This is a genomic window from Lentzea sp. NBRC 105346 (assembly GCF_030269605.1).
Lineage (GTDB): Bacteria > Actinomycetota > Actinomycetes > Mycobacteriales > Pseudonocardiaceae > Lentzea.
The window spans coordinates 1-19,319 of record NZ_BSTQ01000012.1 but is presented as its reverse complement, the minus strand read 5'-3'; the positions used below and the strand labels follow the sequence as shown (position 1 = coordinate 19,319).

Genomic DNA, 19,319 nt, shown 5'->3' with positions numbered 1-19,319 from the left:
CGGGGATTTGGTGTCGCGGATGCCGACTCCCCGGCCGATCGCACGTCCGATGGATCATGAAGGGTCTTGGTTGTTGGACATTCAGGCGAGTGGGTTGATGGATCGTGCGACGTTCAAGGTGGTGGTGGACGCCCCGCTGGGCCGGCACTTCCGCAGATATCGGCTCATCGGGGCGATCCTGATCCCGATGTTCCTGCTGGGGGTGATCTTCAGCCCGAGGCCCGAGTACATCCTCGCGGTTGTCGTGGGGGTGTTCGCACTGCTGACGCCGACGTTGATGCACGCCTTGTCGTATCGGAACCTCAAGCGGCTGCCTCAGGTGCCGTGGACGTACCACCTCACCGCGGAGGGCTTCGAGATCGGCTCGCCGACCGGGACCTCGAAACGCGACTGGAGCATGGTGAAAGCCGTGCGTGAGACCGACGACGCGTGGGTGTTCGAGAGTGAGGTCAAGGGCTGCACGGTCGGGCTGCCGAAGAAGTTCTTCACCGATCAGCAGCACGCCGAGATGAGGATGTTCTTCTGGGACCGCGGGATGGTCACGGCGGGTTGATGGAACTCACCGACTTCTTCACCGCGTCGGCGGGCTTTGTCGAGGCGCCGCTGGACGCCGTCGGACGTGAGTTGCTGGCCTGGCGCACGGAACTCGGCTACCGCCCTCGGCTGAGCAAGACCGCGGGGCCGTTGGCTGAACAGTTGAAGCATCTCAACCCGTTGCTGACCACGGCACGCCCGAGGGAGTTGCTCGTCACCGCCGGACCGTGGGTCGCCTACTTCGACTGTTTCGCACGTGAGACGGACGCGGCCAGCACGTGCGCAGTGCTCGCGAGGCGGATGGGGGTGCGCGCGCTGAACATCAGCCGGGCCGCATCGGAGATCGAGTTTCGCGGTATGAGGTTGGCGGCGGGGTGCAGTTCCACCTCTGGGGACCGGAAGGCGAAAAGCCGCTCGGATACGTCCGGACCATCGACGCGATCGACGACGGGCGGTGGGTGTTCGAGCAGTCGGGAACACCGCTGGACTTCGAGGAGCCGCAGAACTACTCGAAGCAGCGGATTCGCGACCGGTTCACCGTCGACATGCTGGACCGCTACTGTGCCGCGCTGGGAATCCGGCCGTGTGGAACAGAAGGGTTGCTCCTGGAGAGCAATGTCGTCATACCTCCCGGTGCCCGAGAGGTATGGATCTGAAGCTGATGGCATGGGCGAGGGGCTACTTCGAAACGCTGGCCAACGTCACCCCCGGAGGCGAATGACGTGCTCGACGTGCATTGCTTCCGGGACGTGCGCGGGTTCTCCTGTGGAACCTTGTGGTCTGTGGGGATTGGGAAGCTATCGCACGGTCAGTGTGTCCAACGCCCTTGGCATCCCACTGACAGCTGAATGATCTCCGACCTAGTGGAACCGCTCGCGCTTGGCCGCGGCGAGGAACGCCGTCCACGCGGACGGGCTCAGCGGGAGGTGCACGGCCGGGGACTTGGTGTCGCGGATACCGACACCCCGGCCGACCGCCACACAGCTGTCGCCGTTGGGGCTGTAGCTGCTCGTGCGCCACACGGTCATCTCGTGGGCCTCCTCAGGTGACGATGTCGGTGATCAGCCTCCTCGATTGTTCCTCATCCAGTGCCACCTGATCGAGCGCGTTCAGCACCTTGGTGTAGGTCTCGATGGACGCCTTGTCCTCGAGGAAGATCGACGAGTTCTCGCTCTCGACGAACACGACGGTCGGGATCTTCTCGAACTTCATCATCTTGAAGTCGCCCATGGTGCCCGGATGAGCACCGATGGCGGTGGGAACGACCCGAATGACGATGTTGGGGCGCACCAGCATCCGCAGCAGATGGTGAAGTTGCGCCGACCAGACATCCGGTCCGCCCACGGGCAGCCGCAGCGCCTGCTCGTGGATGAAGAAGACGAACTTCTTGGGAGATTCGAGAATCTGCTGGCGAGCGAGCCGCGCCTGCACCCGCGTCTCGATCTCGGAGGCCTCGATCGTGGACCAGACCTTGAGCATGGCGCGCGAGTAGTCGGCTGTCTGCAGCAGGCCGGGCACGATACCGAGATACCAGCCGATGAGTTTGGTGGCCGCGTCCTCGTGCTCGATCAGCGTGGTTACCTGCACCGGCAGCTTGCCGTCGTAGACCTGCCACCAGCCCTCCTCGCGGGCGGCGCGGAACAGTTCGTGCAGGCGTCTGCACTCTTCCAACGGCGTGTGGCACGCGCCGAGCAACCGGGAGAGGTCCATTTCGGACACTCCGCCCTTGCCGTTCAACAGATCCGACAGCTTCGCGAAGTCCCAGCCGACGAGCTTCGCCACCGCGCGGTAGCTCAGCCCTGTCCGGTCGAGCGCGGCGCGCACACCCGCGCCGAACTCGCGTCCACGAACCGTGGAGTTTCTCCGTGGCATAGAACGAAGTTAGGGCCCAGGCAAGACTGAGCGACACCGTTTCGCCCGAAACCAACCCGAAAAGGCGGCTGGTGGAAGGCGCACATCAGTCCAGAGCGGCGGTGTGGCGCAGTTGTTCCGGCGAAGGATCGCTGACGAGAACCCGCAACGCGGCGGCGAACCGGTCGACCTGCCGGTCCAGGTCGGCGAGCTCTCGCGAGGGCTCGGCGACGAGAGCCGCTCGCCCAGGGCGGTTCCCGGCGGCCGTCAGCGCTTCGCGGATCGGCACCGAGCGGCGCAGCGCGACGAGCAATGTCCACAGCCGACGTTCGACGATCGCGAGCTGAGCCGGGTCACCGGTGACCTTCAGGAAATCGGCACGGATCGACGACGCCCGGCGTTGCTGGACGGGACACGTGAAGTCGGTGCTGCGGACGACGAGATCAGCACCCGCGGACCGAGCTTGCGACTCCTCGGACGGACGGAAGAAGCGACGACCCGCCGGCCGGGAGGCCGACGGGTTCCACATCCACCAGAACGTCATCCGACGAGGTCGTCCGCGTCGACGATCTTGTACGCGTACCCCTGCTCGGCGAGGAACCGCTGGCGGTGCGCCGCGTAGTCGGTATCGAGGGTGTCGCGGGCCACGACCGAGTAGAAGTGGGCCTGCCGGCCGTCGCCCTTGGGTCGCAACAGGCGGCCGAGCCGCTGTGCCTCCTCCTGGCGTGAACCGAACGTGCCCGACACCTGTACGGCCACCGAAGCCTCCGGCAGGTCGATCGAGAAGTTCGCGACCTTGGATACCACCAACACGCGGATCTCGCCGCGCCGGAACGCGTCGAACAGCTTCTCGCGCTCCCGGTTCTTCGTCGAACCCTGGATCACCGGGGCGTCCAGCGCGGCCCCGAGCTCCTCGAGCTGCTCCAGGTACGCGCCGATCACCAGGGTCGGCTCTTCGGGGTGCTGGTCGAGGATCCGCTGGACGACCGGCATCTTCGTGGCCGCCGTCGAGCACAGCTTGTAGCGCTCCTCGGGCTCGGCCGTGGCGTAGAGCAGCCGCTCGTTGTCGGTCAGCGTGACCCTGACCTCGGTGCACTCGGCGGGCGCGATCCAGCCCTGCGCCTCGATGTCGCGCCACGGCACGTCGTAGCGCTTCGGGCCGATGAGGCTGAACACGTCGCCCTCCTGGCCGTCCTCGCGCACCAGCGTCGCGGTGAGCCCCAACCTGCGACGACTCTGCAGGTCAGCGGTCATCCGGAACACCGGCGCGGGCAGCAGGTGCACCTCGTCGTAGACGATCAGGCCCCAGTCGCGCGAGTCGAACAGCTCCAGGTGCCGGTACTCGCCCTTCGTCTTGCGGGTGATCACCTGATAGGTCGCGATGGTGACCGGGCGGATCTCCTTGCGTTCGCCCGAGTACTCGCCGATCTCGTCCTCGGTCAACGAGGTCCGCGCGACCAGCTCGCGCTTCCACTGGCGACCGGCGACGGTGTTCGTGACCAGGATCAACGTCGTCGCCTGCGCCTCGGCCATGGCGGCCGCGCCGACCAGCGTCTTGCCCGCGCCACACGGCAGCACGACCACACCGGAGCCGCCCGCCCAGAACGCCTGGGCGGCCAGGCGCTGGTAGTCGCGCAGCTTCCAGCCGTTCTCCTCGAGCGCGATCGGGTGCGCTTCGCCGTCGACGTAGCCGGCCTCGTCCTCGGCCGGCCAGCCGATCTTGAGCAGCAGCTGCTTGAGCCGCCCGCGCTCGCTCGGGTGCACGACGACCGTGTCGGCGTCGATGCGCGGCCCGAACATCGGGGCGATCTTCTTGTGCCGCATCACCTCTTCGAGGACCGCGCGGTCCAGCGAGTTGAGGACCAGCCCGTGCACCGGGCTGTTGGTCAGCACGAGCCGCCCGAAGCGGCTCATCGTGTCGACCACGTCGACCAGCAGCGGCTGCGGCACCGGGTAGCGGGAGAACCGCACCAGCGCGTCGACCACCTGCTCGGCGTCGTGCCCCGCGGCGCGGGCATTCCACAGCGCGAGCGGCGTCACCCGATACGTGTGCACGTGCTCGGGTGCGCGCTCGAGCTCGGCGAACGGGGCGATCGCGGTGCGCGCCTCGTCGGCCTGGGGGTGGTCGACCTCGAGCAACAGGGTCTTGTCCGACTGGACGATCAGAGGGCCATCGGTCACGTTCACCAGTGTCTCAACTCCCGCACCCGGAGTGAGGTGCGGCTGGCGAACGTGACGCTCAGGGACATCTATGTACCCGAACGTCACGTTCGCCAGCGGACTTGACAACACACAAATCACATCCGGTCCCCTACATTGCCGCGCATGAGCACCGAGTCGACCGAGCCCGTCGAGCCCGAAGAGCCAGCCCCGGCAGCGCCGCCGCCCGCGCCGCCACCGGCGAAGAAGAACTGGCTGAAGTTCGTCATCGTCGGCGTGCTGGCCATCGCGTTGATCGGCGGTGCGATCTACCTCTTCAACCAGTTCGGTTCCGGTCCCGCGAACGCCAAGGTGGGCGACTGCGCGTCGATCAAGCCGAAGGATCAGGACCAGTGGGACGTCACCCTGCTGAAGTGCGCTGACGCCAACGCGACCCACAAGGTCGCCAAGGTCCTGCCCAACAAGGAGGACGCCTGCCCCGAGGACGGCTACTACGAGCCGGTCGGCGTCGACAAGAAGCAGCTGTGCCTGATGCCGAACTTCGAGGAAGGCGCCTGCTACACGCCGAGCGACGACGGCTCGACGTTCAAGAAGGGCGAGTGCAAGGGCGACTCGGTCGTCAAGGTCGTCAAGAAGATCGACGGCAACCCGGACCCGGTCGACTGCCCCTCGGGCAGCAGCGACCTGAAGTTCAGCGAGCCTGCCGTGATCTTCTGTCTGGGGACCGGCGAGACCCCCTGATCCGGTGAATCCGGTCAGTTGAAGTGGCAACGGCGCCGATACCCAGGCCATGAAGAAGATCGGCCTGGGTATCGCCGCTGTCTTCCTGCTCGTCGTGGTCAGCGGGTTCGTGCTGTCCCAGCTGCAGGGCAACGCGGCGGACGCGGCCAAGGTCGGCGACTGCGCGCGCATCACCGGGGTCGCGGACAGCCCGAAGTACCAGGCCATGCCGTGTGAGTCGGACCAGGCCAACGTCAAGATCGCGAAGATCCTGGCGTTCAACGACAAGGCGTGCCCCTCGGGCGGAACCGAGTACTCCACGTACACCGGCCAGGCCACCTTCTGCCTTATGCCCAACTTCGCCGAGGGCAACTGCTACGGCCAGGACCGTGAGTCCGGTATCGCGAAGGTCGACTGCAAAACGCCGAACGCGGTTCGCGTCGCGAAGGTCGTGACCGGTTCGACGGACCCCGCTAGCTGCGGAAAGGCACGCTCCGCGAGGTTCCCGGAACCCGCTGTCACGTTCTGCCTCGAGCGCGGCGATGTCCGTTAAGACACATTTCGGTAAACCGCATGCGGGTGCGGCTTCCGTCTGACTACCTTCCTGTCGCCCGTGTCGGGGGACATCTGGGGAATCCACGGAAGCATTGGAAGTCGAATGAGCACTGAGCCGACCGCACCCGCGCCTGCGCCCGCACCGCAGCCCGCGCCGGAGCCCAAGAAGCAGAGCATCGGCAAGCGGATCCTGCTGTACGTCGTCGGCCTCGTGGTCGCCGCTGTCGCCATCTACGGGTTCAACTACTTCACCAGCGACGCCGCGCAGACCAAGGCCGGCGACTGCGCCACGGTGAAGGGCACCACGTCGTCCCCGGACTACAAGTCCGCCGGCTGCGACTCGGCCGACGCCAACTACGTCGTCGGCAAGGCGCTGAGCTCGCTCAGCGAGTCCTGTGGCTCGGACGGCTACGTCGAGTACACCGAGTCCGCGCGCCGCGGCCCGAAGACCAAGCTCTGCCTGGTCCCGCGGCTCGCCGAGGGCAAGTGCTACGACTTCGACAACACGACCAGCATGGAGTGGCCCGCGATCGACTGCGGCAAGTCCGGTGCGGCCAAGGTCGTCAAGGTCGTGAAGGACGCCGAGCCCGACTGCGGTGAGGCGAACGCCTACGCGTTCACCGCGCCGAAGATCGCCTACTGCGTTGCCCCCGGCGACGCGTAACTTCGAGCCACGGAACCGGGGCCGCGTCGAGCGGCTCCGGTTTCTTTTTCAGCAAGCGGCGAGCGGCCGGACTCGGGACGAGCTAGGTTCTGCGCGCCCGCGCGACGCGAGAGGAAACCTTTAGGTGACGCCCCCGAACTACCCGCAGCAGCCAGGGCCGTACGGGCCGCCTCCACCCGGAGGCTTCCCGCCGCCGCCCGGCCAGCAGCCTCCGCAGTGGGGCCAGCAGCCGCCGCCGCCTCCGTACGGCACGCCCCCGCAGGGCATGCCCGGCCAGCCCATGCCCGGCCAGCTCATGCCCGGTCAGCCCATGCCTGGTCAGCCCATGCCTGGTCAGCCTGGTCAGCCGCCGATGGGTCCGCCCGGATTCGGTGGCGCGCCGATGCCGGCCCCGCCGCCCAAGAAGGCCGGTCCCGGCCGTCTGCTCGGCTGCGGCCTCGGGCTGGTCGTGGTGGTCGGTCTGATCATCTTCGGCATCACCCAGTGGGGCACCGGCCCCGGTTCGGCCAAGGCCGGTGACTGCATCAAGGTCAACTCCGCGAAGATCAACGACGCGGACGTCGAGAAGATCGACTGCAACTCGTCCGAGGCGGCGTTCAAGGTCGCGAAGAACCTGGACTCCAGCACGGACAAGTGCCCCACCGGTGACTACGCCGAGTTCCGCAGCAGCGGGCGGCGGTCGAACGGGTACAAGCTCTGCCTGATGCTGAACGCCAAGGAAGGCGACTGCTTCAAGGAGGAGGGCTCCATCGTGGCCGGCAAGACCACGAAGGTCACCTGCTCCTCGTCGGCGACCTACAAGGTCACCAAGGTCGTGTCGACGGTCGACAAGGACGCCTGCGCGGACGGCGAGGAGTACAGCACGTACTCGGAGCCGGCGACGACGCTCTGCCTGGCGAAACCCTGACCCACCCGAAATGCCGTTAAGGCCACCTTCACTGCGTTCAGCGCAGCCAAGGTGGCCTTAACGGTTTGAAGGGGAGCAGCTAGCTGGTCGTTCCTGGTGGCAGCAGTTGCTGCACGTCCAGGCGGCCGGTGAGGACGTCCTCGGTGTCCATCATGTCGGCGACCCGCTGCAATCGGATCGGGTTCAGGCCCAGCGGGAACGTGCCGACGGAGACGAGCGCCGCGGTCGGCTGGTCGACGTCCGCGTAGCTGGTCAGGGAGTCCTGCACGCCGAGCTTGTTGTTGGCCGCGGCCTGCTGGGCCTTGCGCAGCACGTCACGGAACACCTTCATCGTCTTCGGGTTCGCGTCGGCGAACTTCTTGGACGACGCGTAGCCGGACATCGGGAAGTCCAGTGTCGGGCCGCGGGCCGTGTCCGTCACGATCTTCGCGCCGATCTTGCGCTGCGCCTTCGTGATGAAGGGCTCGATCATGAACGCCGCGTCGACCTGGCCGGACGTCAGCGCGCCCTCCATCTCGCCGAACGGCATCGGCTTGAACTTGATCTTCTGCTTCTCCACGCCCGCGGTGTCGAGCACGGCGCGCGTGGTCAGGGCGCCGATGTCGGTGTCGCTGTTCACCGCGATCGTCGGCGCGGCCTTCTTGGCCGGATCGTTGTAGTCCGACGTGGCCGACGCCACGAGGGCCATCGAGTTCTGGCCGGCCTGGTAGGCCTCGCCCTGCAGCTGCAGCTCGGTGCCCTCCGCGACCGCGCGGAACAGCGCGACGTGCGTGGCCCACGTGATGTCGAGCTGGGTGTCGAGCTGCTTGATGCTCTCCGACTCGCTCGTCTGCGGGACGAGCGTGACCGAGAGGCCCGCCTTCTCGAAAAGCTTCTCGGTGAGCGCGATCCGCAGCGGTGCCACGTCGACCACCGGCAGTACGCCGATGCGCAAGCTGGTCTTTTCGACGTCGGGGGTCTCGTTGCCCGACGAACCGCCGAACAGTCCGCAGCCCGCGGTCAGGGCACACGTGATGAGCACTGCGGTGAGTCGCAGAGCATGGGCTCGGGTAGCCATGGCACCTCTCGCCGGTTGGCCTCGAGTAGTGTCGAGTTGATCAGTGAGTGTCGCCACAAGCCATACTCTCCAGCGTCCCAACAGGGACTTCGGACGGGCATGAGGCATGCCGACGACCGGGGATGTTAACCACCTGAACGTATGAAAGGACACCCCGTCTCGATACGGTGAGTGCTTCTGGAGACTTCCCCCAAGGAGGGGGAGCCCATTACGCTCCCCGCCGGGTGGCACAGGTCGATGCGGACCATCGTGCCTCTGCTCGGGGGTGGGGTGCCTCACCGGTGCTACCGCCTCTGTGCTGCAATTCGGCCCGTTTTACGAGTCCATGCTCGGTCCAGGGGAGAGACCGGGACACTGCTGCCGGAAGAGGAAGCCCAGAGTGGCCCGACGCGAGAGAGGTCCCAGCCAGTTTGGCGTGGGGAAGTCACCACGCTCCGAAAGGCCCGAATCGGGTGACGGACTGGCTGCGCTGGGTGACGAACAAGTGACCGACACAACTGTGACGTCGAAGACGGACCCTCAGCAGTCGTCGGCACGAGCCGCGGGGTGGCGGCTGCGTAACTGGCGCTTGCGGACCAAACTGTTCGCCGTTCTGCTGATCCCGACCGTGGCCGCGCTCGCGCTCGGTGGCCTGCGGGTGCGCGCCGAACTGGGGAACGCGACCGACTTCAACCAGCTCGCGAACCAGATCCGCCTGGAGACCGCCGTCGCGGACCTCGTGCAGCAGCTGCAGCGCGAACGCGACCTGAGCGTCAGCCACGTGGCTTCCGGCAAGAAGGTCGACCGGGTCGTCCTCGAGCGCCAGCTGCGCCGGGTGAACGACACCACCGAGGCGTTCAACAAGAGGATCACCGAGCTCAGCGGCGACCTGCGTCCGGCGGCCGTCGAGCGGTTCCGCCTCGCGGCCGACCAGCTCAGCCGCCTGAACAGCCTGCGCAACGCGGTCCGCGAGACGCAGTACCCCTCCGAAGCCGTCATGCGGACGTACTCGGAGTCCATCGACTCGCTGCTCAACCTGGGTGAGCAGACGATTTCCGAGATCAACGACCCGACGCTCGTGCGACTGCACCTGTCGACCAACGCGATCGCCCGGATCAAGGAGCAGGAGTCGCTCAAGCGGGGCATCCTGCTCGACGTCTTCCAGCGCGGGGCGTTCACTCCCGGTCAGCAGCGGGCGCTGCTCGCCGCGGACGCCGAGCTCGAGGCCGCGCGCAACGACTTCCGCAAGTCCGCGACCGCCGACCAGGCCAAGATCTACGACGACACCGTCACCGGCCTCATCGTCGACACCGCGAACGACATGCAGGAGTCGGCGATCAACCGCCAGGCGGCGGGCGGCGAGTTCCAGGGCCTCACGCCCGAGAAGTGGGACATCGCCTCCACCCTGACCGTCAACCTGACCCGTGACGTGGAGAACCTGCTGCTCGAGCAGCTGCAGGCCCGCACCGACCAGCTGGCCGGCGAAGCCCGCAACACCGCGGTGCGCGAGTCGATCATCGTCCTCGTGGCGCTGGCTCTCGCCCTGCTGATGGCGCTGTTCGTCGCCCGCTCGATCCTCGGCCCGCTGCGCACGCTGCGCCGCACCGCCCTGGACGTCGCGGACCACGGTCTGCCGGACGCGGTCGAGCGGATCCTCGCGGACCCGAACCCGGAGGACGCCGCGAAGAGCGCCGTCGAACCGGTGCCGGTGCACACCCGCGAAGAGGTCGGCCAGGTGGCCCGCGCGTTCGACGCGGTGCACGGCGAGGCGGTCCGGCTGGCGGCCCAGCAGGCCCTCCTGCGGGACAACGTCAACGCGATGTTCGTCAACCTCTCCCGCCGCTCGCAGGCGCTGGTCGAACGCCAGCTCAACCTGATCGACCGGCTGGAGCAGGACGAGCAGGACCCGGACCAGCTCGCGAGCCTGTTCGAGCTCGACCACCTCGCGACCCGCATGCGGCGCAACTCCGAGAACCTGCTGGTCCTCTCCGGCACGGACCTCTCGCGGCGCCTCACGCGGCCCGTCCCGGCCGCCGAGGTCCTCGGCGCCGCGGTGTCCGAGGTCGAGCAGTACGCCCGTGTGCAGGTCGGTCAGACGCCCGAGCTCACGGTCCAGGGCCGCGCGGTCAACGACCTCGTGCACCTGGTCGCCGAGCTGCTGGACAACGCGACCGCCTTCTCCGACCCGGTCACCAAGGTCACGGTCCGCACGGCCCGCACCCGCAAGGGCGAGCTGGCGATCGAGATCCAGGACCGCGGCGTCGGCATGGGCGACCAGGAGATCATCGACGCCAACGAGCGCCTGGCGGATCCGCCGGACGTGGACGTGGCGGTTTCCCGCCGCATGGGCCTGTACGTGGTCGCGCGGCTGGCGAAGCGGCACGACATCAAGGTGCGGCTGCGGGGCAACGAGGACATCGAGGGCGGCACGACCGCGCTCGTCATCGTCCCCGAGACCCTCATCGCCGCGCCCGGTGCGGCCCCCTCGCCGTACCTGGCTCCGGCCGAGCCGACGCAGGACTTCTCCGCCGCGACCGCGCAGCGCGCGTCCGGCATCGCGGGCGCCTTCACCGGCACCATGCCGCGCATCGAGGAGTCCAGCCCGAACCTGCAGTCCAGCCCGGACCTCCCGGTGAGCTTCGTGCAGAGCGACAGCGGGAGCACGGCCACCTCGGTGCCCGCGTTCGGCGCCGAGACCCCCATGGAGGTGTCCTCGCCGTCGCAGCAGTGGCGGCAGGATCAGCTCGACGCGCTGGAGCCCGAGGGCTCCTTCGGGGAGCCCACTCTCTTCACGGCCTACGAGGACCGTCAGGAGGACGAAGGCGACCTGGCCTTCGAGCCCGGCTACGAGACGACCCAGTTCGTGCCGATTCCGCCGGTCGCCGAACCGGAAGAGGATCACTCGGACACCGGTGTGGTGCGCGCGCCCGTGGACCAGGAGCTCGCCGCCCGCAACGGCACGTCGCAAGCCTCCCGCAAGGAAGTCGAGCACGACTTGGACGCGCCGACCGAGCGCCTGCCGATCTACGAGGCGGTGCTGTCGCAGTGGTTCCAGGCCGTTGGCAGTGAGACATCGGCGTCCACCGCTCAGGCCGTCCCGCCCGCCCCGGCGGAGACCCCCGCGGCCCCAGTTGAGACGGCGCGTCCGGAGCCGTCCAACGGCGTCGCGCCCACCCCGAAGACCGAGGAGCCGGCGCTTCCGACCCGGCCCGCCAAGCCGGAGCCGAGCGTTGCTCCGACGACTTCCTCCGCAGGTCTACCGGTGCGCAAGCCGCGCAAGCCGGTCGAGACCCAGCCGGAGGAGACCCCGCAACCTGCCGAGCTGGAGTCCGCCGTGCAGACGGAGTCCGTCGCCCCGGAAACGGTGGCCGATGCGACAGCAGAAGCCCCGGTGGCGCAAACTACTTCCGAGTCGGCGTGGCAATCGCCTGCCGACGAGGGCTGGCAGGCGGCTCGGGAGCTGTTGAACAAGGCTCCTGAGACGAAGACGGCGGCGGGATTGCCGAAACGGACACCGAAGGCACAGCTCGTGCCTGGTTCTGCTGCGCCGAAGCCGACGGTGGCTCCGCAGCAGGCCCAGCGGCCGCCGTTGCCGCCGCGCTCCGCTGACGCGGTGCGTGGGCGCATGTCGAGCTTGCAGAACGGTGTCCGGAGAGGCCGGCACGCACTGATTGACGCATACGCTGGTGACCAGTCGAGCCGGCAGAACGAGGAGCAGGAGTGACGACCGCAGCGCAGCCAGGCAGCTTTGGTTGGCTTATCACCGACTTCGTGCGCCGTGTGCCAGGTGTGGCACACAGCGTCGTGGTGTCGGCGGACGGGCTGTTGCTCGCCGGTTCCCAGGGTCTGCCCAGGGACCGTGCAGAGCAGCTCTCCGCCGTTGCTTCCGGACTGGTCAGCCTCACACAAGGCGCGGCCCGCTGCTTCGAGGCAGGCGGGGTCAACCAGACTGTCGTCGAGATGGAGCGGGGCTACCTGTTCCTGATGTCGATCAGCGATGGTTCGTGTCTCGCCGTGCTGGCCGCCCCGAACTGCGACATCGGGCTCGTGGCGTACGAGATGACCTTGTTGGTCGAAAGAGTCGGACAACAACTCACCCCGGAACTGCGCGCGCAGCTCCAGGGTGTCGTCCGCCGCTAGGCCTCACTGACCGTGCAGGGGTGAGAGGAAATGGCTGGAAGACCTGGCGCCAAGGGCCGTGGCTTCGGTAGGAACTTCAACTACCAGGAGTGGGCGGCCGGCGGGTTCCAATTCGACGAGCCGGACGCCGAACGCCCCGACGAACTCGAGGAAGCCGAGGACGCACCCCACGATGAGCGGATTACAGGGCAAGGGCTAGGCGATATGTCTCAGCGTGAGGTGGATGACTCGTCGTCGTATCCCTACGACGACGTGCCGAACCGGTTCGACATCGACGGGTACGGCAGCGGGCTGTTCGGTGGCCCCGGAGCTGACCTCTTCGGTCAGCACGAGGTCCCCGAAGTGGTGCCCGAACAGCTGCCGTACACGACCGGTCCGCAACCGGTGGTTCGGCAGGAGGAGAGCTCGGCGGCGGACTCGGGTTCGCTGGTCCGTCCCTACACCCGCACGGGTGGCCGGACGCGGCCGGACTACGACCTGGCCATCGAGGCGCTGGTGTCCACCAGCGAGCGCGGGCTGGAGCGGGATGCCGCCGTGCTGCCCGAGCACAGGTCCATTTGCGGGCTATGTGTGGACACTCGGTCGGTGGCCGAAGTCGCGGCTCTCCTACGCTTGCCACTGGGCGTCGTGCGGGTCTTGATCGGCGACATGGCAAGCATGGGTTTGGTTTTGATTCACCAGGGCGGTCTGGTCGTGGGGGACCGGCCTTCCATTGAATTCCTGGAGAGGGTGCTCAGTGGGCTTCGCAGGCTCTAGTCCCCAGGGCGCCGAGGGCGCACGGAAGCCGACGACCTCCGCCAAGATCGTGGTGGCGGGTGGCTTCGGTGTGGGCAAGACGACGTTCGTCGGCTCGGTGTCCGAGATCGTCCCGTTGACCACCGAGGCGGTGATGACCGAGGCCAGCGCGGGGGTGGACGACCTCTCCGCAACGCCCAACAAGGTCACCACGACGGTCGCGATGGACTTCGGTCGTGTGTCGCTCGACAGCGACCTGATCCTGTACCTGTTCGGCACACCGGGTCAGCACCGCTTCTGGTTCATGTGGGACGACCTGGTGCGAGGTGCCATCGGCGCCATCGTGCTGGTCGACACCCGCAGGCTCGCGGACGCGTTCGCGTCGATCGACTTCTTCGACGACCGGCAGCTGCCGTACGTCGTGGGCGTCAACTGCTTCGACGGATTGCTGCACCACCGTCTGGAGGACGTCCGCGAGGCGCTCACCATCGACGAGTCGGTGCCGATCGTCACGTGCGACGCGCGCAACCGGCAGTCCACGAAGCAGACGCTCATCACGCTGGTGGAGCACGCGATGCGCCAGTGGATGTCCGTCCGCGCGGGCTGACCCACCTGAAACTCGAAAACGCGCACCCCTGTCACGGGGTGCGCGCTTTCGTTACGCCAGATTCAGTTGGGATCGTCCAGGGTGATATCCCTTCGCCGTGGGTGGTCGGGTTGATCAGCCGATGGTGAGGCTTGCGCCGATGTAGGCCTCGGCGCTCACGTCGCCGGAGCCCAGGTCCACGTTCGCGTCCGCGTCGAGATCCACGTCGGCGTCGATGTCGAGAGCGCCGTCCGCGCTGACGTCCGCGTCCGCGCTCACGGTCGGACCGTCGAGGTTCACGCTCGCGTCGACACCGTCGATGCTCGCGTCCACGTTCGCGTTCACGCCGTTGATGCTGGCGTCCACGTCCGCGTCGACATTCGCGTCGACACCGTTGATGCTCGCGTCGACATCGGCGTCGACGTCCGCATCCAGGTTGCCGTTGACGTCAACGCTGGCACCGAGGCTTGCGTCGGCGTCGGCGCTGGCGCCGAGGTTGATGTCGAGCAGCGAACCGAGGTCCAGCGAGGCGTCGAGGTCGACGTCGAGGTCCGCTCCGATCGACGCATCCGCCTCGATGGAGGCGTCCGCCTCCACGTCCGCGTCGACGTCTGCCGTCGCTTCGGGCGTGTCCACCGCGACATCCACGTCGGCGGCGATCGCGGGCTCCTCGACCGCGACGTCCGCATCGACGACGGTGTCCATGTCCATGGATCCGCCGGTCCACATGTCCGCGAGCGCGGCGGCGTGGCAGGCGACCTCCATCGCGAACGCGGCACCGCCGTTGATGCCCGATGCGGCGTGGTCGCCGATGCCGGCGCTGACACCTGCGGCCACCGGAACGGAGTCCAGGTTGCCGCTGACCGCGACGTTCGCACCGACGTTGTTGTCACCGAGGACTTGGATGATCGGATCGGCCTGTGCTGTTCCGGTCGTGAACGGCAAGGCGAACGCCAATGCCGTTGCGGTGAGGGCGGCTCTACGCGCCCACCGGATGATGGCCATTGCGCTGCTCCTCCTTCGTCGATCGCGAACGTCGGGGGACGTTCATGGCAATCGACGCTAGGTCGCGAAGCGATCACGCACGGGTGGATATCCGTATCACCAGGGTGATGACGATCAGTTAATCCTCATCCACCAATGCGGCGGATGTGATGCGATGAAGAGGGAATCTGCGTACCTCGCCGTAGCTGTGGTCGTAGCCCTCGAGTACTCCGCCGCCCACGATGTGGGGCTGGATGACGCGCTGCGCGGCGGTGCCGTGTGAGTCGACGAAACCGACGAGCACGCTGCGTTGCGCACGGGCCGCCTGGACGAGCAACGACAGGGTGGCCGACGGCCCCGAGCCGAGGTGGCCGGGCACCGAGACGCGTTCACCCCGTGGTGTCGCAGCCGCGCGATCACCGGCGCGGACCAGCCGAACGAGTTCACCCAACTGTTCGTCGGCGGGCACGGAGGGCAACGCGGGTCGCCGGGCGGTGCGGGCGCGCGGCGTGATCCGGCGTCCGCCGGGACGCAGGTCGAGCACCCTTCCGTCCGGTCCTTCGGCCGCGGGCGCGAAGCCCGCCGACCGCAGTCCCTCCAGCACGTCGGCCAGCGACAACGGGCTCACGAGCACCGTCGGCGCGATCCGCCGCAGCTCCAGCTCGTGTGCCGACGGGTGCGCGAGCACCTCGCTGACCAGCACCGGGTCGTCGCAGCGGAGGAACGACCCCGCCGCGCCGCCGCGCAGTCTGCCATGGCGCCGAGCGGTGTCGTCGATCAGGTACGTCAACGCCTGCGGGATCGGCGTGCGTGACCTCGTCTTGAACAGTTCGTGCAGCTCAGCGGCAGTGCGGCCGGAGTCGAGGGCGCGCCGGACCGAGCCCTCGGAGATGCGGTAGACGGTCGCGCTGCCGGCGGACTCGACGTCCGCGACGCGGGCGATGTCGTCGGCGAGGTCGGGCTCGAGGCGGCCGGGCGCGATGATCGTCAGGTCGGCCTGCACCAGCACGTGGTCGATCGGCGCGGGCAGCGATTCGGCGAGCTGCTTGGCCGCGACGGCCGGGCCCTCGTCCAGCATGATCCGGCCGGCCGTGGTGATCGCGCCGTGGGCGATCAGCGCCACCGCGGTCGCCTCGTCGAACGTCCAGCGGACGAGCTCGTCGCGCTGCCGTCCGCCGCGCCGCGGCGCGCGCCACCCGAGCACGGCCGCCAGGCCCGCCGGGTCCGGGATCGACGTACCGGGTTCGAGGGCCGCGACGGCCTCCAGCACCCAGCGCCGGTCGCGGGGCGCCTGCGCGCGGCGCACCTCGTCGGCCAGCGGGTTGATCAGGCGCTCCTTCTCGTCGCGCTGCCCGATGAGCGCGGGCAGCCGCGGCAGCTCGAGCCAGGCGTGCGCGAGCGAGGCCCACTGGTTCTCGGCGTTGGCCGCGAGCCAGACGTCGGCCTTGGTGGTCGGGATCCACTCCGGCTCGCTCGCCTCGCTGTTGCCCGCGAGGTCGGCGCCGACGACCAGCTCCACGAGCAGCGCGGCCCGTCGTTCGTCGACGTCCAGGTCCTTCGCGACCTTGCGCAGGTCCCGCACGCCCAACCCGCCCTGCTTGAGCACCGGCGGCGGCTCCACGGACCAGCTCGCGAGGAGGTTGGTGACGTGCCGCACCAGCTCCAGCGCCTCGCCGCCGCCCGTCGCGTCCACATCGGACGGTGACAGCTCGCGGGTGCGCAGCTTCGGCTCGCTGACCTGGATCGTCCCCATCGGACTGTCGCCGCGCACGACCAGCGCCACCTCACGTGGCAGCTCGACGGTCGAGTGGTCGCGGCGGATCAGCAGGCCGCGGGCGAGCAGTCGCTGGATCGGCGTCTCGGCGTTCTCCAGCGACACCATCCGCGCCGCATCACGGGTCTCGCCGATCGGCGGTCCGGCAGCGAGCTTCGCGAGCACCCGTTGCTCGGCGTCGGTGACGCCGGTGAGATCGACGAGCTGCCCGGTCGAGCGGCCGAAGCCGCCGGGGAACGTCCCGAACGCCTCGCGGGTCACCGGCGGCACGGACAGCAGTGCGTCCTCACCCCACACCAGCGCGCGTTCGCGCAGCTTGGTGAGGGCCTGCCTGACCGGCTTGGGCTTGAGGTTCAGCAGCTCGACGAGTGTGTTGAACGACACGGGCCTCGTGTCGGCGTCGAGCACGACCAGGGCTTCGAGCACGGTCAGCGTGAAGGTGTCGAGGTCCTCGCAGGCCCGAGCGATCGAGGCCCGTGTACCGATGCGTGTGGCCAGCACGGCCATGTCCGCAGGTGGGGGCGTCGCAAGGTCCGGGCGCACGCGCAGCAACGCCACGAGCGTGGCGTCGTCCTGTGCGCGCAGCCAGTCGGCGAGTGTGATGCCGGACATCTTCACCACGTTATATGGCCATCAGGCACACTTGTCCCGACACATGGCATGACCGAGGAGGAATCGTGGCCAAGGCCGCACGCCCGGAGCGGGTCGACCCCAGCTGGCCGGAAGGCCCCGACGGTGGCTACCCGGTGAGTGAGCTCGCCAGCCACAACCAGGGCGCGATGTCGCCGTTCGGCATGGTGACCTTCCCCCTGCCCGCGGAGGACCTCGGTTACGTCCACCCCGAGACCGAGATCAACAAGTAACTGTCAGGGCGGCCTTAAGACTCGCCGAGTCGAGTGAGTTCCGCATAGGGGCCGGGGCTAGGCTCGATTCCCGCGTGAGCTATTACTGCGTGGGAGGAATCGATGCCGGTCCCCGGCCCTGGTTATTCGATCACGGTGCGCCTGGAGGCGCCGCCGTCGGCGAGCGCCGCAGGCGACCTGACCAGCGCGGTCGGCCGCGCAGGAGGCGTGATCACGGCGTTCGACGTTGTCGAGTCGCACGCGGACAGAGTCGTCATCGACCTCACCTGCAACGCCCTTTCGGCCAACCACGCCAAGGACATCACCGACACCCTGCAGCTGCTGCCGGGCATCGTGGTCCGCAAGGTGTCCGACCGGACGTTCCTGGTCCACCTCGGCGGCAAGATCGAGATCTCGTCGAAGGTCCCGCTCCGCAACCGTGACGACCTCTCCCGCGCGTACACGCCAGGCGTCGCCCGCGTCTGCCAGGCGATCTACGACAACCCCGACGACGCCCGCCGCCTGACGATCAAGCGCAACACCGTGGCCGTCGTGACGGACGGTTCCGCCGTGCTGGGGCTGGGGAACCTGGGTCCTGCCGCCGCGCTCCCCGTGATGGAGGGCAAGGCCGCGCTGTTCAAGAAGTTCGCCGGTGTCGACGCCTGGCCGGTCTGCCTGGACACCCAGGACACCGAGGAGATCATCCGGGCGGTCGAGCTGATCGCCCCCGTCTACGGCGGGATCAACCTCGAGGACATCTCCGCGCCTCGCTGCTTCGAGATCGAGGCGCGGCTGCGGGAGAAGCTCGACATTCCGGTGTTCCACGATGACCAGCACGGCACTGCCATCGTGGTGGTTGCCGCGTTGCGCAACGCCTTGCGGGTGGTCGGGAAGTCCATTGGGGACTGCAAGATCACCGTTTGCGGTGTTGGTGCTGCTGGGTCGGCGATCATCCGGCTTTTGTTGTCGCAGAACCCTGGTGACGTGATTGCCGTTGACGTTGATGGCATCGTGCATCGGGATCGGCCAGGGCTGGACTCGAACCTGAAGTCCATCGCTGCGGCTACCAACCGGGACAACGTTTCCGGTCGGCTGCATGACGCTTTGGTTGGGTCCGATGTGTTCATCGGGGTGTCTGCGCCCAACCTGTTCGGTGCGGAGCAGGTGGCGACTATGGCTTCTGACGCCATTGTTTTTGCTCTGGCCAACCCGGATCCGGAGATCGATCCTATGGAGGCTCAGCAGCACGCTGCTGTTGTGGCTACCGGTCGGTCGGACTTTCCCAACCAGATCAACAACGTGCTTGCGTTTCCTGGGGTGTTCCGGGGGTTGCTTGACGGGCACGCTCGGACCATCACTGACTCGATGCTGCTCGCGGCTGCTAACGCTATTGCTGATGTGGTGGATGGGGAGCGGCTCAACGCTTCCTTCATCGTGCCTTCGGTGTTCGATACCTCCGTGGCGCCGGCTGTGGCTGAGGCTGTGCGGAAGGCTGCTACTGGGCAGGGCTGACGCGGTCTTTTCGGTCTGACGACACGCTCGCTGTGCGGGCGTGTCGTCGTGTCTGGGGTCGGTTTGGATTGACGCGGCGGCTTTTGTGGTGGGGCGCGTTTGTGTTGACGCGGCGGCTTTCGTAGCGCGCCTTCGGCGCCTTGGGGGCTCCGCCCCCTAAGAACCCCCGGCTCAGCTCAAAGAGGGGCCCCTCCGTGGTGTCGTTTCGTAGTGGGTTGCGTTGGGGTGGTGTGCCCCTCCCGTCGCATCGCACCTGAGGCAGCCACATCCGAGACCCCAGGTCAAGCGAAAAGCGTGCTTGACCTGGGGTCTCGGATGC

General features: G+C 67.9%; 20 protein-coding genes. 12 read left to right on the top strand and 8 right to left on the bottom strand.

From position 1 onward, the window contains the following. Window positions 1-97 precede the first annotated feature (97 nt). Window positions 98-553: a YcxB family protein gene (locus QSK35_RS24460; protein ID WP_285749808.1), complete on the top strand. Its 456-nt coding sequence runs from the start codon at window positions 98-100 to the stop codon at window positions 551-553. A 355-nt stretch (window positions 554-908) separates the two neighbouring features. After that, complete coding sequence (locus tag QSK35_RS24455) at window positions 909-1,190, top strand: hypothetical protein (protein WP_285749807.1); 282 nt, start codon at window positions 909-911, stop codon at window positions 1,188-1,190. A 204-nt stretch (window positions 1,191-1,394) separates the two neighbouring features. Here QSK35_RS24455 and QSK35_RS24450 read toward each other — a convergent pair whose 3' ends face one another. From QSK35_RS24450 to QSK35_RS24435, 4 genes are all read right to left on the bottom strand, one after another. After that, a complete protein-coding gene (locus QSK35_RS24450; RefSeq protein ID WP_285749806.1) occupies window positions 1,395-1,562 on the bottom strand; it encodes a DUF397 domain-containing protein in 168 nt (55 codons plus the stop codon). 13 nt (window positions 1,563-1,575) lie between these two features. Beyond that, complete coding sequence (locus tag QSK35_RS24445; RefSeq protein ID WP_285749805.1) at window positions 1,576-2,406, bottom strand: helix-turn-helix domain-containing protein; 831 nt, start codon at window positions 2,404-2,406, stop codon at window positions 1,576-1,578. Between the two features lie 85 nt (window positions 2,407-2,491). After that, window positions 2,492-2,929, bottom strand: a complete 438-nt coding sequence (locus QSK35_RS24440) for a hypothetical protein (RefSeq protein WP_285749804.1) — start codon at window positions 2,927-2,929, stop codon at window positions 2,492-2,494. Then, complete coding sequence (locus tag QSK35_RS24435; RefSeq protein ID WP_285749803.1) at window positions 2,926-4,566, bottom strand: DNA repair helicase XPB; 1,641 nt, start codon at window positions 4,564-4,566, stop codon at window positions 2,926-2,928. The genes QSK35_RS24440 and QSK35_RS24435 overlap by 4 nt, the downstream gene beginning before the upstream one ends. A gap of 144 nt (window positions 4,567-4,710) precedes the next feature. Here QSK35_RS24435 and QSK35_RS24430 point away from each other — a divergent pair, with 144 nt between their 5' ends. From QSK35_RS24430 to QSK35_RS24415, 4 genes are all read left to right on the top strand, one after another. Beyond that, window positions 4,711-5,286 carry an LppU/SCO3897 family protein gene (locus tag QSK35_RS24430; protein ID WP_285749802.1) on the top strand — a complete coding sequence of 192 codons (576 nt, stop codon included), beginning with the start codon at window positions 4,711-4,713 and terminating at the stop codon, window positions 5,284-5,286. A 49-nt stretch (window positions 5,287-5,335) separates the two neighbouring features. Continuing rightward, window positions 5,336-5,818 carry an LppU/SCO3897 family protein gene (locus tag QSK35_RS24425; RefSeq protein WP_285749801.1) on the top strand — a complete coding sequence of 161 codons (483 nt, stop codon included), beginning with the start codon at window positions 5,336-5,338 and terminating at the stop codon, window positions 5,816-5,818. Window positions 5,819-5,923: 105 nt separating this feature from the next. Next, window positions 5,924-6,484 (top strand): LppU/SCO3897 family protein, encoded by a 561-nt coding sequence (locus QSK35_RS24420; RefSeq protein ID WP_285749800.1) that lies wholly within the window; start codon window positions 5,924-5,926, stop codon window positions 6,482-6,484. A 124-nt stretch (window positions 6,485-6,608) separates the two neighbouring features. Continuing rightward, window positions 6,609-7,391, top strand: coding sequence for an LppU/SCO3897 family protein (locus QSK35_RS24415; protein ID WP_285749799.1), 783 nt, complete (start codon window positions 6,609-6,611; stop codon window positions 7,389-7,391). A gap of 79 nt (window positions 7,392-7,470) precedes the next feature. Here QSK35_RS24415 and QSK35_RS24410 read toward each other — a convergent pair whose 3' ends face one another. Beyond that, window positions 7,471-8,448, bottom strand: coding sequence for an ABC transporter substrate-binding protein (locus QSK35_RS24410; RefSeq protein WP_285749798.1), 978 nt, complete (start codon window positions 8,446-8,448; stop codon window positions 7,471-7,473). Window positions 8,449-8,932: 484 nt separating this feature from the next. Between QSK35_RS24410 and QSK35_RS24405 the strand changes: the two genes are divergently transcribed. The 4 genes from QSK35_RS24405 to QSK35_RS24390 are packed head-to-tail and all read left to right on the top strand — an operon-like array spanning window position 8,933 to window position 13,909. Continuing rightward, window positions 8,933-12,151, top strand: coding sequence for a nitrate- and nitrite sensing domain-containing protein (locus tag QSK35_RS24405; protein ID WP_285749797.1), 3,219 nt, complete (start codon window positions 8,933-8,935; stop codon window positions 12,149-12,151). Further along, the gene (locus tag QSK35_RS24400) at window positions 12,148-12,567 is read left to right on the top strand and encodes a roadblock/LC7 domain-containing protein (RefSeq protein WP_030470879.1); all 420 of its coding nucleotides are present in this window, start codon (window positions 12,148-12,150) and stop codon (window positions 12,565-12,567) included. Before QSK35_RS24405 ends, QSK35_RS24400 begins: the two co-directional genes overlap by 4 nt. Before the next feature lie 30 nt (window positions 12,568-12,597). Further along, complete coding sequence (locus QSK35_RS24395; protein ID WP_285749796.1) at window positions 12,598-13,323, top strand: DUF742 domain-containing protein; 726 nt, start codon at window positions 12,598-12,600, stop codon at window positions 13,321-13,323. Beyond that, window positions 13,304-13,909: a GTP-binding protein gene (locus tag QSK35_RS24390; protein ID WP_030470877.1), complete on the top strand. Its 606-nt coding sequence runs from the start codon at window positions 13,304-13,306 to the stop codon at window positions 13,907-13,909. The genes QSK35_RS24395 and QSK35_RS24390 overlap by 20 nt, the downstream gene beginning before the upstream one ends. A gap of 114 nt (window positions 13,910-14,023) precedes the next feature. Here the strand turns inward: QSK35_RS24390 and QSK35_RS24385 are convergent, their stop codons facing one another. Together QSK35_RS24385 and QSK35_RS24380 are read right to left on the bottom strand one after the other, a co-directional pair. Next, a complete protein-coding gene (locus QSK35_RS24385; protein ID WP_285749795.1) occupies window positions 14,024-14,893 on the bottom strand; it encodes a hypothetical protein in 870 nt (289 codons plus the stop codon). Window positions 14,894-15,011: 118 nt separating this feature from the next. Next, window positions 15,012-17,258, bottom strand: a complete 2,247-nt coding sequence (locus tag QSK35_RS24380; RefSeq protein ID WP_285749794.1) for a helicase-associated domain-containing protein — start codon at window positions 17,256-17,258, stop codon at window positions 15,012-15,014. 65 nt (window positions 17,259-17,323) lie between these two features. On the opposite strand from QSK35_RS24380, the gene QSK35_RS24375 reads away from it, so the two are divergent. After that, window positions 17,324-17,509: a hypothetical protein gene (locus tag QSK35_RS24375; RefSeq protein WP_285749793.1), complete on the top strand. Its 186-nt coding sequence runs from the start codon at window positions 17,324-17,326 to the stop codon at window positions 17,507-17,509. Between the two features lie 122 nt (window positions 17,510-17,631). Here the strand turns inward: QSK35_RS24375 and QSK35_RS24370 are convergent, their stop codons facing one another. Continuing rightward, window positions 17,632-17,766, bottom strand: coding sequence for a hypothetical protein (locus QSK35_RS24370; protein ID WP_285749792.1), 135 nt, complete (start codon window positions 17,764-17,766; stop codon window positions 17,632-17,634). A gap of 88 nt (window positions 17,767-17,854) precedes the next feature. Here QSK35_RS24370 and QSK35_RS24365 point away from each other — a divergent pair, with 88 nt between their 5' ends. Then, window positions 17,855-19,000, top strand: a complete 1,146-nt coding sequence (locus tag QSK35_RS24365) for an NAD(P)-dependent malic enzyme (RefSeq protein WP_285749791.1) — start codon at window positions 17,855-17,857, stop codon at window positions 18,998-19,000. The last annotated feature ends 319 nt before the right edge of the window (window positions 19,001-19,319 follow it).

Bases quoted from the DNA above. Each gene is read 5' to 3' on its own strand.
- QSK35_RS24380 (WP_285749794.1), bottom strand. From the start codon at position 17,258: ATGTCCGGCATCACACTCGCCGACTGGCTGCGCGCACAGGACGACGCC.
- QSK35_RS24440 (WP_285749804.1), bottom strand. From the start codon at position 2,929: ATGACGTTCTGGTGGATGTGGAACCCGTCGGCCTCCCGGCCGGCGGGT.
- QSK35_RS24450 (WP_285749806.1), bottom strand. From the start codon at position 1,562: ATGACCGTGTGGCGCACGAGCAGCTACAGCCCCAACGGCGACAGCTGT.
- QSK35_RS24395 (WP_285749796.1), top strand. From the start codon at position 12,598: ATGGCTGGAAGACCTGGCGCCAAGGGCCGTGGCTTCGGTAGGAACTTC.
- QSK35_RS24410 (WP_285749798.1), bottom strand. From the start codon at position 8,448: ATGGCTACCCGAGCCCATGCTCTGCGACTCACCGCAGTGCTCATCACG.
- QSK35_RS24445 (WP_285749805.1), bottom strand. From the start codon at position 2,406: ATGCCACGGAGAAACTCCACGGTTCGTGGACGCGAGTTCGGCGCGGGT.
- QSK35_RS24460 (WP_285749808.1), top strand. From the start codon at position 98: ATGGATCGTGCGACGTTCAAGGTGGTGGTGGACGCCCCGCTGGGCCGG.
- QSK35_RS24370 (WP_285749792.1), bottom strand. From the start codon at position 17,766: ATGACGACTCTGTCCGCGTGCGACTCGACAACGTCGAACGCCGTGATC.
- QSK35_RS24420 (WP_285749800.1), top strand. From the start codon at position 5,924: ATGAGCACTGAGCCGACCGCACCCGCGCCTGCGCCCGCACCGCAGCCC.
- QSK35_RS24430 (WP_285749802.1), top strand. From the start codon at position 4,711: ATGAGCACCGAGTCGACCGAGCCCGTCGAGCCCGAAGAGCCAGCCCCG.
- QSK35_RS24385 (WP_285749795.1), bottom strand. From the start codon at position 14,893: ATGGCCATCATCCGGTGGGCGCGTAGAGCCGCCCTCACCGCAACGGCA.
- QSK35_RS24425 (WP_285749801.1), top strand. From the start codon at position 5,336: ATGAAGAAGATCGGCCTGGGTATCGCCGCTGTCTTCCTGCTCGTCGTG.